This is a genomic window from Pedobacter sp. MR2016-19, assembly GCF_014947265.1.
GTDB lineage: Bacteria > Bacteroidota > Bacteroidia > Sphingobacteriales > Sphingobacteriaceae > Pedobacter.
In genome coordinates this window covers 1-16116 of record NZ_JADCNK010000001.1, presented here as the reverse complement: position 1 = coordinate 16116, position 16116 = coordinate 1, and the positions used below count along the sequence as shown (strand labels likewise).

The 16116-nt window shown below is 37.9% G+C and carries 15 protein-coding genes; all 15 read left to right on the top strand.

What is annotated here, in order from left to right:
• Positions 1–895 precede the first annotated feature (895 nt).
• The 15 genes from IM793_RS00075 (at position 896) to rfbA (ending at position 15964) form a co-directional block, all read left to right on the top strand.
• Positions 896–1750 carry a UDP-2,3-diacylglucosamine diphosphatase gene (locus IM793_RS00075; RefSeq protein WP_193419177.1) on the top strand — a complete coding sequence of 285 codons (855 nt, stop codon included), beginning with the start codon at positions 896–898 and terminating at the stop codon, positions 1748–1750.
• Between the two features lie 20 nt (positions 1751–1770).
• Positions 1771–2760: a glycosyltransferase family protein gene (locus IM793_RS00070; protein ID WP_193419176.1), complete on the top strand. Its 990-nt coding sequence runs from the start codon at positions 1771–1773 to the stop codon at positions 2758–2760.
• Positions 2761–3593: 833 nt separating this feature from the next.
• Positions 3594–4574, top strand: a complete 981-nt coding sequence (locus IM793_RS00065; protein ID WP_193419175.1) for a DUF6427 family protein — start codon at positions 3594–3596, stop codon at positions 4572–4574.
• Between the two features lie 155 nt (positions 4575–4729).
• The gene (locus IM793_RS00060) at positions 4730–5464 is read left to right on the top strand and encodes a type III pantothenate kinase (RefSeq protein ID WP_193419174.1); all 735 of its coding nucleotides are present in this window, start codon (positions 4730–4732) and stop codon (positions 5462–5464) included.
• Position 5465: 1 nt separating this feature from the next.
• A complete protein-coding gene (locus IM793_RS00055) occupies positions 5466–6758 on the top strand; it encodes an OmpP1/FadL family transporter (protein ID WP_227256081.1) in 1293 nt (430 codons plus the stop codon).
• Positions 6758–7330: a hypothetical protein gene (locus tag IM793_RS00050; RefSeq protein WP_193419172.1), complete on the top strand. Its 573-nt coding sequence runs from the start codon at positions 6758–6760 to the stop codon at positions 7328–7330. The genes IM793_RS00055 and IM793_RS00050 overlap by 1 nt, the downstream gene beginning before the upstream one ends.
• A gap of 233 nt (positions 7331–7563) precedes the next feature.
• On the top strand, positions 7564–9648 hold the full coding sequence (locus IM793_RS00045; RefSeq protein ID WP_193419171.1) for a SurA N-terminal domain-containing protein: 2085 nt from the start codon (positions 7564–7566) through the stop codon (positions 9646–9648).
• A gap of 65 nt (positions 9649–9713) precedes the next feature.
• Positions 9714–10229 carry a DUF2480 family protein gene (locus IM793_RS00040; RefSeq protein ID WP_193419170.1) on the top strand — a complete coding sequence of 172 codons (516 nt, stop codon included), beginning with the start codon at positions 9714–9716 and terminating at the stop codon, positions 10227–10229.
• A 160-nt stretch (positions 10230–10389) separates the two neighbouring features.
• Entirely contained in the window at positions 10390–11163 is a 774-nt protein-coding gene (locus IM793_RS00035) for a DUF3108 domain-containing protein (RefSeq protein WP_193419169.1), read from the top strand.
• 2 nt (positions 11164–11165) lie between these two features.
• Positions 11166–11729, top strand: a complete 564-nt coding sequence (locus IM793_RS00030) for a DUF3109 family protein (protein WP_193419571.1) — start codon at positions 11166–11168, stop codon at positions 11727–11729.
• A 228-nt stretch (positions 11730–11957) separates the two neighbouring features.
• The gene (locus IM793_RS00025; RefSeq protein WP_193419168.1) at positions 11958–12170 is read left to right on the top strand and encodes a hypothetical protein; all 213 of its coding nucleotides are present in this window, start codon (positions 11958–11960) and stop codon (positions 12168–12170) included.
• Positions 12171–12582: 412 nt separating this feature from the next.
• Positions 12583–13635, top strand: coding sequence for a dTDP-glucose 4,6-dehydratase (gene rfbB / locus IM793_RS00020; RefSeq protein ID WP_193419167.1), 1053 nt, complete (start codon positions 12583–12585; stop codon positions 13633–13635).
• A complete protein-coding gene (rfbC, locus tag IM793_RS00015) occupies positions 13635–14183 on the top strand; it encodes a dTDP-4-dehydrorhamnose 3,5-epimerase (RefSeq protein ID WP_193419166.1) in 549 nt (182 codons plus the stop codon). The genes rfbB and rfbC overlap by 1 nt, the downstream gene beginning before the upstream one ends.
• A complete protein-coding gene (gene rfbD, locus IM793_RS00010; RefSeq protein ID WP_193419165.1) occupies positions 14180–15037 on the top strand; it encodes a dTDP-4-dehydrorhamnose reductase in 858 nt (285 codons plus the stop codon). Before rfbC ends, rfbD begins: the two co-directional genes overlap by 4 nt.
• 66 nt (positions 15038–15103) lie before the next feature.
• Positions 15104–15964, top strand: coding sequence for a glucose-1-phosphate thymidylyltransferase RfbA (gene rfbA / locus IM793_RS00005; protein ID WP_193419164.1), 861 nt, complete (start codon positions 15104–15106; stop codon positions 15962–15964).
• Positions 15965–16116 lie beyond the last annotated feature (152 nt).

Genomic DNA, 16116 nt, shown 5'->3' with positions numbered 1-16116 from the left:
AAATAAATTCAGCATGACGATCGCCTTAGGAATATGTGCTATAAAAAACAAATGCAGCTAACAGAAATGTGTCCACACGATAGGCTTGTGCGGGAATGACGACCGTACTAATGGATTCTATCTATGGTAGCGTAGTCGAAGGATCTTTTACAATAGGTTACAATCAAAAATTGACATTGGCAGGGTCTTCGACTCCGCTCAGACTGACAAATCAGGTTGTTTCCACCCGCGCTGTCATCCTGAGGGATAATTTATTGTATAAGAATCAATTTGAATCACAAGGGATTTTAACGAATTGATAGTCCGAGAAGAATCGTCATCTCGACCGTAGTGGAGAGATCTTTTAACATAGTTCAAAGATTTCTCCGTTTCTCTGCGCTTCAGTCGAAATGACGGCGATTTTTTAAATCTGTCATTGATGGCGTAGTCGAAAGATTTTTAAGATGAATTAACTGCGTACCTTGTGATTCTGAGCGTTCGTACTTACGAACGCCCTCCTGAACCCGATAGCTATAGACTTGTTTCAGGATCTATGAAAAGTAACTAACTGTTCAATCTTTATCCGTTTACTCATTAGTCCAATTAGATTTAATTTCAGTTCAATTTTATACAATTAACCCTCAGCGGGTCATTTTAACATACTTTATCAAATTGAATAATAATTTAACAATGTCGTAACATTTGTTTGATATACAGCGTCTTATCTTTGTAATGAAAAATCAGGTGATATGTTAGAGTCATTCTTTGCCGTATGTTTATTAATTGTTGTACTTTATTTCTTTAGCCCTTTTGAGGTAAAACTCGATGAGGAAGAAGAGTGGTAATACAACTAATTTATCTCTAAACTGCTTTAACCGGGCGGTAACATTACCCTTCCCCCTAAAATTTCCCTTTTATGGATAAAAGAAATATTGATGTAGTCGTAATCTCCGATGTACATTTAGGTACTTATGGCTGTCATGCAAAAGAACTTTTAAAGTATCTGAAAAGCATTAAACCCAAAACATTAATCCTAAACGGCGATATCATCGATATCTGGCAGTTTAGTAAAAGTTACTGGCCCGAATCGCACATGAAGGTGATCCGTAAACTGATGAAGTTCGTCTCTGAGGGTGTGCAGGTGCATTACCTGACCGGTAACCATGATGAGATGCTCCGCAAATTCGACGGCATGGAGATGGGTACTTTTCACCTTCAAAATAAGCTGATTTTAGAGCTTGATGGTAAAAAAGCATGGTTTTTTCATGGTGATGTGTTTGATGTAACCATGCAGCATTCTAAATGGCTGGCTAAATTGGGAGCGGTTGGTTACGATACGCTGATCCTCATTAATAGTTTCGTAAACTGGGTACTTACCGCATTTCGAAGGGAGAAAATGAGCTTTTCGAAAAAAATCAAAGCTAAGTTTAAAGACGCTGTAAAGTTTATAAACAGTTTTGAACAAACTGCAGCAGAACTGGCCATTCAAAAAGGTTACCAGTATGTAGTTTGTGGCCACATTCATCAGGCCGAGCAACGCGAAATTGTCACCGAAGAAGGAAAAGTAACTTACCTGAACAGCGGCGATTGGGTGGAGAGTTTAACGGCTTTAGAATATCAGGATAAAAACTGGACGATATTTAAGTATGAGCATCAACACTTTACAAAAGATCAGTTGGATGAGGGAATTCTTTCTGATGCTGAAGATTTAAAAAGTAAACTCGACATAAATATTCTTTTACAGAATATAAAATATGAAATTGCCCAATAATTTTAGATATTCGGGCACAAATGAAGATACTTTACGCAATACAGGGAACAGGTAACGGTCATATCAGCAGAGCGAGGGAAATTATTCCTTTGCTTCAAAAATATGGCGAATTAGATATTTTAGTGAGCGGTACCCAGGCCGATGTGAAACTCAGTCAGCCCGTAAAATACCAATTACATGGTTTCAGTTTTATCTTTGGAAAAAAAGGTGGTGTAGACCATTTTAAAACCTGGATGAGCATGAATCTTTTCCGTTTCAGGAAAGATATGAAGCAGCTGCCACTTAAAGATTACAATCTAATCGTTAACGATTTTGAGCCGGTGAGTGCCTGGGCCTGTAAGTTGCAGGGAATTGAATGTGTTTCATTGAGCCATCAGGCAGCATTTAAATCTAAAAAAGTACCACGCCCGAGAACTTTGGATTGGGGTAAGCTTATTTTAAGCCGCTATGCACCTACCAAATACCACATTGGCTTTCATTTCGATCGCTACGATAGTTTTATTCATACTCCGGTAATCCGGGCAGAGATCCGAAACCTGAAAAGTGAAAATTTAGGGCATTATACCGTTTATCTTCCTGCCATTGACGATAAGCGTCTGGTAAAGCTTTTTACACAAGTACCTAAAGTTACCTGGCAGGTTTTCTCTAAACACAGCAAAGTGGCCTACCAGGAAGGAAATGTTTTTGTAGAGCCTGTTAATAACGAGAAGTTTAATAAAAGTTTGGCCACCTGTGAAGGGCTATTTACCGGTGGAGGCTTTGAAGGCCCGGCAGAAGCACTTTATTTGAAGAAAAAATTATTGGTAGCCCCTATGCGTTTCCAGTTTGAGCAGCAATGCAATGCTTATGCTTTAAAACAGTTTGGTTTGCCTGTAATTTGGGGCAGTACCAGAAACTGGTTGCCTATTATTAAAAACTGGGTTGAAAACCCTCAACAGCATGAGTTTAATTTTCCGGATGAAACCGCACAGATTATAGATGATATGGTGAAGAAATACGCGAGGGTTTAGTCATGAGTCTTCAGTCGGTAGTCCAGAGTCGACTTTCTCGTTTATCGTCCTGAGCGTAGTCGAAGCATCTCCAATGATGAATTAATTTACTTGATTGGTTTTGAAACGAATGCCGGTAGCTTTTGGCTTGTACAGCCCCGTCATTCGCTATAGCCCGATGAAGGATCGGGGCTGCCGCTACTCCCGGGTTTATTTAACGCAAAGCAGCGCTTTTGGGAAAGGTTAGCTATACATCGCCTATTAGTACATTCCCCTGTTATCTATTCTCTTTGGTCTTAGGTTTATTCTAATCCGTGGCACAATCCTGCGTAATCTAAACCTGACAGGAGCGGGCACCGAACGTTTGAGGTAAAGTGGATGGCAGGGCTACCGGAACCGAAACGAAAAGGAACCTGCTTTTCAAAAAATAACAGAAGCCACTTTTGTTTGTCAAACGGTCTTCGACTACGCTCAGACTGACAAAGCTTTGAGTATCTTTAATAAGATGATGTTTTAATCTTTCCGCTTATTTTTAATCTGTTGCACAGTTCTGCGTAATCTAAACCTGACAGGAGCGGGCACCGAACTTAGTGAGGAAAAGCGGATGGCAGGACTACCGGAAGCGAAACGAACAGGAACATGCTTTTCAAAAAAAATAAGACATTCGCTGTTCAGTATATACTTCTTCACTTGTCGCATGGTCTTCGACTCCGCTCAGACTGACAACTCTATAATTATTTGACTATAAATTCTCCCTTTAGTTCTTTCCGCTTTAAGCTTTAGCCTTTCCGCTCTTCATCTTTCTTCCTTACTCTTAAATTATTTTCTTTACTTTGCCTACTCTTTAAAAAGGCATGATTAATCAGTTTAGAAAGCTAAATCCAATTAACCTCGTATTCTTGCTGGCATATACGTTCTTTCTGCGTATTGCCATTTTTCAGGAAACGCACGATAAGCTGAATTTTGATTTTTTGGAACCTTTTGCCCGATTGCTGATCAATGTAGATTTAGATAATGCCTTTACTCCGTATACCAATATTTTTATTGCGGCACTTTTGGTTTATGTGCAGGCATTAATTTTCAACCGGATTGTAAATAACCATAATTTATTAGCCAAACCCAGTTTCCTGCCAGGACTGATGTTTATCACAGGAACGAGCTTGTTTATGCCTTTTATGATCCTAAGTCCGGCATTGTTATGCAACTTCCTGTTGATCTGGATTATAGATAAGTTTTTAAAACTGGGTAAGAGTTCGAATTCCATTACTACGGTTTTCGATATCGGGATGATTATAGGGGTTGGAACATTGATCTACTTTCCGTTTATGGCTATGTTGCTGATGATCTTTTTAGCGTTGTTGCTTTTCAGGTCATTTAATTGGCGAGAGTGGGTGGCAGGCTTGATTGGTTTTATCACCGTTTTCTTTTTTCTGGCTGTATTTTATTACTGGAAAGATAATTTAAGCTCGTTTTATCAGATCTGGAAACCATTGGGTAATAAGTTTCCATCGGTATTTAAAATTAACTATAACGATTATTTGGTACTCATCCCGGTTACGGTAATTATTATATTGGCATCACTACAACTGCGTGAAAATTTCTTCAGGAGTTTTATTAGCACAAGAAAAAGTTTTCAGCTGTTATTTTTCATGTTTATTGTTTCTGCAGCTAGTTTTTACCTGAAACCCGATTTCAGGACCTGGCATTTTTTGCTTTGTGTACCACCAGGATCGGTACTGTTGGCATACTATTTTAGTAATGCCAAAAAACGTTGGTTTTACGAAACATTGTTCGTTTTATTTGTGCTTTCAATACAGTATTTTCTGTTTGTTTAACCTTTTTTAACAAATAACTAGAACGAAACTTAACAAAGATTAATAGCTTTGTGGATGATTTTAGAATTAAAGCTTTTTTAGTTTTAATTAAGATGGATAAAAAATGGAGTCATTGGAATTTCTAAGAAAACATTATTTGCTGTGGGAGATTTTAAATGCGTAGGTTAAGCATTGATATTGGAAATTCTGCTGTTAAGGTTGGTGTTTTTGCAAATAAAGAAATTGTTCACCATCAGCGTTTCAATAAAATTGGAATACTTGATCTGGCTCAATTGATTGAGAAGTTTTCGCCTGCAAAGTCTATCATCAGTAGTGTTAACCAGGAAATCGGGCCATTAGAAGTATTTTTAAAAAAGCATACTGAATATATCCGTTTTTCAACCATGTTGACGAATGGAGTGCATAACAGATATAAAACGCCATCTACTTTAGGCCTGGATAGATGGGCGGCTATTTTGGCTGTAAATGGCTTATATCCGGCAAATGCAAGTTTAGTAGTTGATGCGGGTACCTGTATTACTTACGATGTTTTAACCGGCTCGAAGGAATATTTTGGTGGAAGCATAAGTCCGGGTATTAACATGCGGTTTAAGGCTGTACACGAATTTACCGGCCGTTTGCCTTTGGTTGAGTGGGATGCAAATGAAGGTATTGTGGAAGGTATTGATACACAATCGGCAATCAAGAACGGCGTTTTACAGGGAATAATAAACGAAATTGAAGGCTTTATCGCCCTAAATAATAAAAAAGAAAGTGCTCTGAAGGTAATTATAACAGGGGGAGATGCTAATTTTTTGTATAAACAATTACAAAACAGCATCTTTGCGCCTCAAATTATAAAAGATCCTTACTTAGTATTAAAAGGATTAAATGAAGCTATTGCAGATTAAAATGTACAAAAGAATAAATTATATTGCAGCCATACTCGTTCTAGTTTGTGGTTTAAGTGCTCAGGCGCAGGTTACCACTTCATCACCATATTCAAGATATGGGCTTGGAAATATAAAAGGATCTTTATTGCCCCAGTTTAGGGCAATGGGCGGAATTTCTACTGCTGTAAGCAAAGTTACCGGTTTTAATAACATCAATATGCAGAATCCGGCATCTTATGCTGGTATTTCATTAACCACGATCGATATTGGTATGAGTGCAAGTGTAACCAGCTTAACACGCAATAACTTGAGCGAATCTAGTTTCAATTCCACATTTAGTCACCTGGCGTTTGCGGCCCCGGTTACCAGAAGATCGGCATTGAGTTTTGGTATTTTACCATATTCCGATCTGGGTTATAATTACAGGAACACCGTGAAAGTTGATACCACAACCTTAAATCAACTTTATGAAGGAGAAGGTGGTTTATCAAAAGCTTATTTGGGCTATGGTTACCGTTTTGGCGACCATTTAAGGATTGGTGGTAACCTGGAATATATTTTCGGAAATCTTCAAACCAGCCGTGCTACTGAATTTAGTAGTGCAGGTTCTTATAATGCAAAACTTCAGACCAAAAATAGTGTTGCAGGGTTAAGCTATTCTTACGGTATTCAGTACGATTTTACATTGGGTAAGAAAACGATTGTTACCTTGGGTTACTCTGGAAGTACTTCTGGAAAAATAAACTCCACGCTAACTTCTTATGCTACGCTGTATACAAGAGATCAGGATGGAAATGAAAGCACTGCAGCAGATACATTAAATACGGTGAATAATGGTAAATCTAATCTTACTTTACCTTTAACACACAATTTTGGGATCGCTATCCAACAGAATGACAAGTGGTTAATCGGTGCCGATTTTAGAATGGGTAAATGGTCTGCAACAAGTATCAATAATGTTAACCAGGGTTTACAAGATAGCTGGGGTGCTTCGTTGGGAGGTCAGTGGACACCAGATGCATTTTCTTACAACAGTTACCTGAAACGTATAGATTACCGCATTGGTGTTAATTATGATAAAACTTATATTAAGATCGGTAATCAGGATATCAAACAAATGGGAGCATCATTAGGTTTTGGTTTCCCGCTACCTACTGCTAATGGCGGTACTGCATTTTATAAAATCAATTTTACAACAGAACTCGGACAAAGAGGAACATTAAACAATAACCTGGTTAAAGAGCAATATATTAATTTCCATTTAGGTTTTACTTTGAACGATACCTGGTTCCGTAAGTACCGTGTTGATTAATGAAACTGAAAGCATTTTTATATGGTCTGTTTCTGGTGTTGCCTTTTTTTCTGGCTTCCTGTGGAGACGACGATCTAAAAAAAGCAAACTCAGTTTCGATAAATAAGACCATCCTATCCCGCGACCGCACTATAGGTGTGGATATTATCTACAGCGATTCTGCAAGGATCAAAGCAAAAGGTGCTGCTCCGATACTTGATAAGGTTACGCCCGCTAATGGGAGTACCTATCAGGAGATGATTAAAGGGGTAAACATTGATTTTTATAATCCTAATGGAACCATTGATGGAAATCTGGTATGCGATTATGCCATCAGGAGAGATAATGAGCTCAAAACCGAATTCAGGAAGAACGTAGTGGTGAAAAGTAGTAAAGGTGATACCTTCTCCTCTCAGGAACTAATCTGGGATGAATCGAAGAAAATTTTCTATTCCAATCAGCGTGTGTATGTTAAGGGAGTAGACGGAAGCGTTGGAGAAGGGATAAATTTCAAGGCACCCCAGGATTTTAGTACCTATGAAATGGATAGCGGAAACGGTGAATTGAATATGAAAGAAGGCGTAGCGCCTTAATTGATGTAAAATGTGGGATGTAAGATGGATGAGTGATTAAGCATCTATTGAATTTCCATTAGCTTTGAAGTCAATTTTGGTGGCAAATCTTCCATCTTTCATTTGCCATTTTACCTCTTCCATCCCCTTAATAATTAAGCGCTTGATAAATAAAATTTTGTGTTTTCTTTTTTAAGGCAAATTTGTATCTTGCGCCCTCTTAAAAAAGAACTAAATAAATTTATAATTACAATATGGGATTAATGACATTTTTGCGCAACCGTGCAGGCTATATTCTGGTCTTTGCAATCGGTTTTGCAATTGTTGCGTTTTTAGTAGGTGATGCAATTAACGTGGGTAAACCTTTTTGGTCGGCAAATCAAAAGGTTGTTGGGTCTATAGATGGTAACGACATCAATATTGATGAGTTCGGACCAAAGGTTGATCAGGGTGTAAACCAGATGAAACAACAATATGGTGGTAGTGCTAATGCACAGATGACCGCTATGGCTGTTGATCAGGCATGGAATGCAGAGTTGGCAAAAGTTTTGTTGACTAAAGAATATGATCGTTTAGGTTTAACGGTATCAGAAGATGAGTTGTTGGATTTATTACAAGGTCAGAATCCTAGCCCGTTGATTAAACAGTATTTTTCTAATCCTCAAACCGGACAGTTAGACCGTGCTACCCTGATGAATTTTTTGAAATCGAAAGAACCTCAGGCTTTGCAACAATCTACCATGTTACAGGAGGAGATTAAAAACCAGGCGTTACAAACCAAATATTCTAACTTGATCCGTAACTCGGTTTATGTAACATCATTAGAAGCTACAGATGAGTATAACAACCGTAACAAACTGGCTAACTTTAAATATGTAAGCTTAGATTATGCTTCAATTCCTGATAAGTCAGTTAAATTAACGGATGCTGATTATTCGGAATATTATGATCAGAACAAAGCGCGTTTCAACAATCCACAGGAAACACGTGCTTTTGAGTATGTTACTTTCAGCATCAGCCCAAATAAAGCAGATTCATTGGCAATAAAAACTCAGGTAGATAAAATTGCCGCTGATTTCCAGGTAGCTAAAAACGATTCACTTTTCGCAGCGATTAATTCAGACGTAAAAGTTCCCTTTACTTATATTACAAAAGGTAAATTAGATCCGGCTGTTGATTCGGCAGTATTTGCTTTACCTGCAGGCAGTTTCTATGGCCCGAAATTAAGCGGTAACTCATACAAAATTGTGAAAGTGGTTGCTACCCGTATCTCTCCTGATTCGGTAAAAGCAAGCCACATCTTAATCGATCCGGCTAAAGTTGGCGGCGAAGATAAAGCGATCAAACTTGCTGACTCCTTAAAAGGATTAATTTTAAAAGGTGGCAATTTTGCTGAACTGGCTAAAAATTACAGTGTAGATGGTTCTAAAGATAAAGGTGGTGAGTTGGGTACTTTCGCACGTGGTGCAATGGTTCCTGAATTTGAAAATGCTGCTTTTGATGGTAAAACAGGAGATATTAAAGTTGTAAAATCTCAATTCGGTTACCATATTCTTAAAATCGAAAAACAGATCGGTTCTTCTAAAGTAGCTAAATTGGCTTATGTAGAAAAAGCATTGGCAGCAAGTAGCAAAACCCAGGCAGCTGCTTATAAAGCTGCGAGCAGTTTCTTAACAGATGTAAAAGGTAACGATTTCAGTAAATTTGCATCTCAAAAAGGATTGAAAGTAGCTGTAGCTGATAAGGTAGCCGCAACACAAGGATTTGCTGCAGGTTTAGATAACCCACGTAAACTAATCCAGGATGCTTACACAGCAGATAAAGGTGATGTTTTGCCTGAGATTTATACCATGAGCAATGCTTACGTGGTAGCTCGCTTAACCAACATCAGCCCGAAAGGTATTTTATCATTAGCTGATGTGAAGAAAGAAATCGAACCGATGGTAATCAATGCGGTTAAAGCAAAACAATTGAAAGAAAAATTAGCCAATGCAGGTAAAGGAAGTATCGATCAGATTGCGGCTAAAGTTGCCCGCCCGGTTAATCCAGTACAGAACGTAGTATTTGCTAACCCTGTAATTCCAGGTGTTGCCCAGGAAAATGCATTGGTGGGTAGTGTATTCGGTTCACAGCCAGGCAAATTATCTGCTCCTGTTCAAGGCGAACGTGGTGTATATGTATTTACTGTTGATGGATTTACAAACCCTGCACCAATTGCAAATATGTTTAAACAAAAAGAAAGCATGTTGTTAAGTTTAGGTCAGCGTTCATTGGGATCAGCTTTCCAGGCTTTACAGGAAAATGCCAAGATAAAAGACAATCGTGTGAAATTCTATTAATTAGAAAATACGTAATTTTGTAACCGTTCCGACGATCAGTCGGAACGGTTTTTTTATTTAAGGCCATGGAAATTCAGGAAAACATCATAAATAAAGTTGCCAATAGCGGTTTAATTACTTTAAACCTCGAAGATTTTTATCATAAAGGCGAAAGGGTAGTTTACGATATCGTAGATAATTTGTTTCACGGATTAATGCTGAGGGAAAAAGATTTCCGGGCATTTATAAAGGATCACGATTGGGCACAGTATCAGGATAAGAATGTGGCCATTACCTGTTCTGCTGATGCTATTGTACCTACCTGGGCATATATGCTGCTGGCCAATAAGCTAAAACCCTATGCTAATGAAGTAGTATTTGGAGACTTAAACACATTAGAAGCTGTTTTATTTACCAAGGCATTATCCAAAATTAATCCGCAGGATTATGCGAACGAACGTGTGGTGGTAAAAGGGTGCGGCGAAATTGATGTGCCGGTTGCTGCTTATGTAGAAGTTACCAATCTGCTTACCCCGGTAGTTAAAAGCATTATGTTTGGAGAGCCCTGCTCTACTGTTCCTGTATATAAAAGAAAAGATTAAATTTTGGATTGCTTTTTGTATATCTTCATGGAGGAAGAGTTAATTTCTTTTAAAAGAAACCTTTTCCTTATCCAGTCCGTCATCCTGATCCGATAGTTATCGGATTTAGTTCAGGATGTCTCATGCTGGTTATAAACACACAAAAATGCATACAAAAGCAATGAAAAAAATATTTTTAACTGTTACGGCTGGGTTATGCAGTCTCTTCACAATGGCTCAGGAACTTCCCCTGAAGAAAGAAGCTGTATTTCAGGAAGGCGAAGTTTTGCAATATAAACTAAGGTATGGGTTCATCACAGCGGCAGAAGCTACTATTAAGGTTGCTAATTCTGATTTAAAGTTTGATAACAAACCTACCTACAAACTTACCGTTGATGCGCAGACTTCCGGAACTTTTGATGTTTTTTATAAGATAAGAGATCACTACGATTCGTATATCGATAAAACAGACCTTTTACCTTATTTCTATCAGGAGAATATCCGTGAGGCAAGTTATAAACGTCAGGATAAGGCGCGTTTTAATCAGGATGGAAAGAAAGTAGTTTCGAACAGGGGTACGTTTACCACGCCAACCAATCAGACTTTCGATCTGGTTTCGGCTTACTACTTTGCCCGGAGCCTGGATATGAGTAAAATCAAAGTTGGGGATAAGTTTAAACTGAACTATTTCCTGGGCGATGAAATTTCGGCGCTTGAAGTAGAGTATGTGGGCAAAGAAACGGTTAAGAATAAACTGGGCAATATCCGCTGCTTGAAATTTAGCCCTTCAATTAAGCCTGGGCGTATTTTTAAAAAGGATAGCCGGTTATACCTTTGGGTAACCGATGATGGAAATCGGGTGCCCGTGAAGGCACAGGTTGAAATATTGGTGGGTGCAGTTACGATGGAATTAAAATCGGCCAGTGGGCTGAAATATGCTTTAGCAAAAGAATAATGATGATAGAAGTTGAACAGGTGCTGGTGCACGAAGATATATTGAAAGAAAACTTTGTTTGTAATTTAAGCAAATGTAAAGGAATCTGTTGTGTGGAAGGTGATTCTGGCGCACCTTTGGATCATGATGAAAAAGCTGTTTTGGAAGAGATTTATCCGAAAATAAAACACTTATTAAACGAAAAAGGCATTAAAGCGATTGAAGAACAAGGCGTTTATGTAGTTGATGAAGATGGCGATTTAACCACCCCTTGTGTTGATAAAAATAAAGAATGCGCTTATGTGCTTTTTGAAGGCGGCATTACCAAATGCGCTATCGAAAAAGCATACGAGCAAGGTATAGTAGACTGGCAAAAACCAATTTCCTGCCACCTTTATCCTATCCGGATAACCAAATATCCGGAATTTGAGGTGCTTAATTACGATCGCTGGCATATCTGCCATGATGCCTGTACTTTTGGTCGTGAACTCAAGGTTCCGGTATACAGCTTTTTAAAAGGACCACTTATCCGTAAATATGGAGAAGAGTGGTATAAAGAACTGGAAAGTTCAGTAGCTGCGATGTAGGTTTCCTTTTTGTTAGTATGAGTTGAGTGACAGTAAATTATTGCCAGGCTTACGACGCTTTATCAGACTTGGGCTTAGCATCAATTTAAATCTATATATTATTGGATTTATTACTATATCCTTCTCTTTCAACTGTATGCTCCTATTAAACATAAGCAATAAGAATCTCGAAACTAATTTTCAATTTATAGGTTTATAGTTTAACTTTGTATTTCTAACTAAATATTTATGAGCAATATCTCTGATCCTAAACCGGTGAAAAAGGGTGAAAGGATGGGCAATGAACATAATAAATTTGAAGAGTCTTACACTCCTTTTTCAAAACACAAATTCGAAGGATGGCCTATTTTGTGGATTTTAATTGCCATATTTTTGATATCTGCAATTTTATGGTATACAGGAACTGCGCCCCACCTAATTAAGTGGATAGACGATAAATAAAGATGTATTTCAAAAATAATAGAGGCTAAATGCAGCTATATGAATCATTGCGTTTCTGTAAAAAGTTCAATGCATTTAAAAGAGAAGGTTAATTTGAGAACTGATCTTGGAGTCGATCATTTATTCATTTTTTGTTATACTCATGGTCTATTAATGATTTCTATTCGTTTGTAATATCTGAATATGCGGTATAAAGAAATTTTAATGTTTTGATGTTCATTTTATCCTTTGCTCATTCAGGAGCGCAAAGATAATTAAGATGCATATCATCTGTTAAAATATAAAAAATCAATAGGTGCGTGGCTATATTATTTTTTATATTAGAGAGGAACTTAGATGTTATGAATGCCAAAATTAGTTGTATTTCAGTTAAATCTAACTTACTTTAGCAGTTGAAAAACATATAATAACTGTGAAAAAAATCTTAATCACCGGTGGTGCGGGCTTTATAGGCTCTCATGTAGTTCGTCGTTTTGTGAATAACTACCCTCAATATGAAATTGTCAATTTAGACAAACTTACCTATGCTGGTAACCTTGCTAATTTAACTGATATCGAAAATAAGCCAAATTATAGATTTGTAAAACAAGATATTACGGATGCTAACGCGATGTTCGATCTGTTTAAAACAGAAGATTTTGATGCCGTGATCCACCTTGCAGCAGAAAGTCATGTAGATCGCTCAATCAGCGATCCAACAGCTTTCGTAATTACCAATGTAATCGGCACAGTGAATTTATTAAATGCCGCCCGCGAATACTGGAAAGGTGATTATGACAAAAAACGTTTTTACCATGTAAGTACCGATGAGGTATACGGTGCTTTAGGTGAAGAAGGCATGTTTACCGAAACTACTGCTTATGATCCACACAGCCCCTATTCAGCGTCAAAAGCCAGTTCAGATCATTTTGTAAGGGCATATCACGATACTTATGGTATGGACTGCGTGATTTCCAATTGTTCTAATAACTATGGGTCTCATCATTTTCCTGAGAAGCTGATTCCATTAGCCATCAACAATATTAAAAATAATAAAGCTGTACCTGTTTATGGTAAAGGTGAAAATGTGCGCGATTGGTTATGGGTTGAAGATCATGCCAGGGCAATCGACGTAATTTTCCACAATTCGAAAACCGGGGATACTTACAATATCGGTGGCCATAACGAATGGAAGAATATCGATCTGATCAATTTGCTTTGTACGATAATGGATCAAAAACTAGGGCGTGAGGCGGGTGAATCGGCCAAACTGATTACTTATGTAACTGACCGTGCCGGACATGATTTGCGTTATGCAATTGATTCGAGTAAATTGCAAAATCAATTAGATTGGGTGCCAAGCTTGCAGTTTGAAGAAGGTTTAGCCAAAACGGTTGATTGGTACCTGCAAAATGAAGATTGGTTAAACAATGTAACTTCGGGCAATTATCAATCCTACTACGAACAACAGTACAGCAACAAATAATGGAAATTGAACAAACAGGATTAAAAGACTGCCTGATTATTAAACCCAGGGTATTTGAAGATCCAAGAGGTTATTTTTTCGAAAGTTTTAATCAAAATACCTTTGAAGAGAAAACCGGTTTATCTGGCAGGTTTGTACAGGATAACCAATCTTATTCTTCCTATGGTGTAATTCGTGGCTTACATGCTCAAACAGGAGAGTTCGCACAGGCCAAACTGGTGCGCGTAACCAAAGGTGAAGTACTGGATGTTGCCATTGATGTACGCCCAGGTTCACCGACTTATGGCAAACATATTGCCGTACGTTTAAGTGCCGAAAATAAATTACAATTATATATCCCCAGAGGATTTGTACATGGCTTTTCTGTTTTAAGTGAAACCGCAGAGTTTTTATATAAGTGCGATAACTTTTTCAATAAAGCGTCAGAAACAGGAGTGATTTATAATGACAAGGATTTGAATATCGATTGGTTAATCCCGGAAAACGATCAGTCAATTTCGGATAAAGATCTACTTTTAAAACCATTTGCCGAACTCCAGCATATATGAGTAAGATATTAGTAATTGGCGCTGGCGGACAGCTAGGCCAGTGTTTAAAGGTTGTAGCTGAGCGAAGAGGAATAGCGGAAATTGTTTTTCCTGCGGAACAGGATGCCAACATTCTAAATGAAAGTGCTTTGAATGATCTTTTGGCGAAAGAGCAACCAGGTTTTGTAATCAATTGTGCCGCATATACTGCTGTTGATAAAGCAGAAGACGAGGTTGAACTTGCTAAAGCCATTAATGAAACTGGCGCTGCTTACCTGGCTTCGGCCTGTTTGGCAAACGGTGCTACTTTAATCCATGTTTCTACAGATTTCGTTTTCGAAGGAAATGAAGTAAAATTGCTAAGAGAAAATGACGAGGCTAAACCAATCAATGTTTACGGCTTAACGAAACTTGATGGAGAAAAAGCTGTTACTTCAATATTACCGGCCCATTTTATTATCCGCACGAGCTGGTTATATTCTGAATATGCCAATAACTTTGTGAAAACCATGCTTAAACTTGGAGCTGAACGTGATGAACTAAATATCATCGCCGATCAGGTAGGCACACCAACTTATGCCATTGATCTTGCAAACACCATTTTTGAAGTGATTGCTTCTTCATCAACTGCTTATGGGGTGTATCATTACAGCAATGAAGGGGTAACATCATGGTTCGATTTTGCGAAAGCTATATTTGATATTAGCGAAACTGTGGTTAAAGTTAATCCAATACCAGGCTCTGCCTATCCAACAAAGGCAACACGTCCGGCATTTTCGGTAATGGATAAAACTAAAATTAAAGAAACTTTTAATTTAAAAATCCCTTATTGGAGAGATAGTTTGGTGGACTGTATAAAACAAATTAATAAATAAAAGTAATATAGATGTTTAGATAGAGTTATTAATCTCAAATCTAGTATCTAAAATCTCAAATCTAATATGAAAGGTATAATTTTAGCCGGCGGAAGCGGAACACGCTTACACCCTTTAACTTTAGCTTGCAGCAAACAAATGATGCCGGTTTACGATAAGCCGATGATCTATTATCCTTTATCTACCTTAATGTTAGCTGGGATAAAAGAAATCCTCATTATTTCTACCCCACACGATCTGCCAAATTTCGAGAAATTATTAGGTGATGGGACTTCTTTAGGTTGCAAATTCAGTTATGCAGTCCAGGCAGAACCAAATGGTTTAGCCCAGGCTTTTGTAATCGGCGAAGAATTTATCGGTAAAGATAAAGTCGCTTTAGTTTTAGGTGATAATATTTTTCATGGTGATGGCATGGCCAAATTATTACAAGCCAGTTCCGATCCGGATGGTGGAGTGGTATTTGCCTACCAGGTATCAGATCCTGAGCGTTATGGCGTGGTAGAATTTGATGCAGATAAGAAGGCCATTTCTATTGAAGAAAAGCCCGTGCAGCCAAAATCTGACTATGCAGTGCCAGGTTTGTATTTCTATGATAACGAAGTGGTAGAAATTGCAAAGAACATTAAGCCCTCTCCTCGGGGTGAATATGAAATTACTGATGTTAACCGCATTTATTTAGAACGGGGTAAGCTTAAAGTAGGCGTATTAAGCCGTGGTACAGCCTGGTTAGATACAGGTACATTTACTTCATTAATGCAGGCCGGGCAGTTTGTTCAGATTATTGAAGAAAGACAAGGCTTAAAAATCGGGTGTATTGAAGAAATTGCATATAGAATGGGCTTTATCAATGCAGAGCAACTTACTGCAATTGCTACACCTTTGGTTAAAAGCGGATATGGAAGTTATCTGTTAAAACAGATTAAATAATAAGTTTACTGTAATTTATATACTCTTAAGAGGCTGTATCAAAAGTAAAATCTAGCAGTTAAGGCCATAATTTTATTTCGTTTCCCGTCATTCTCGCGCAAGCGGGAATCTTAAAGCGCTATGCAATAGCATTAGGATTCCCAATTAAACCG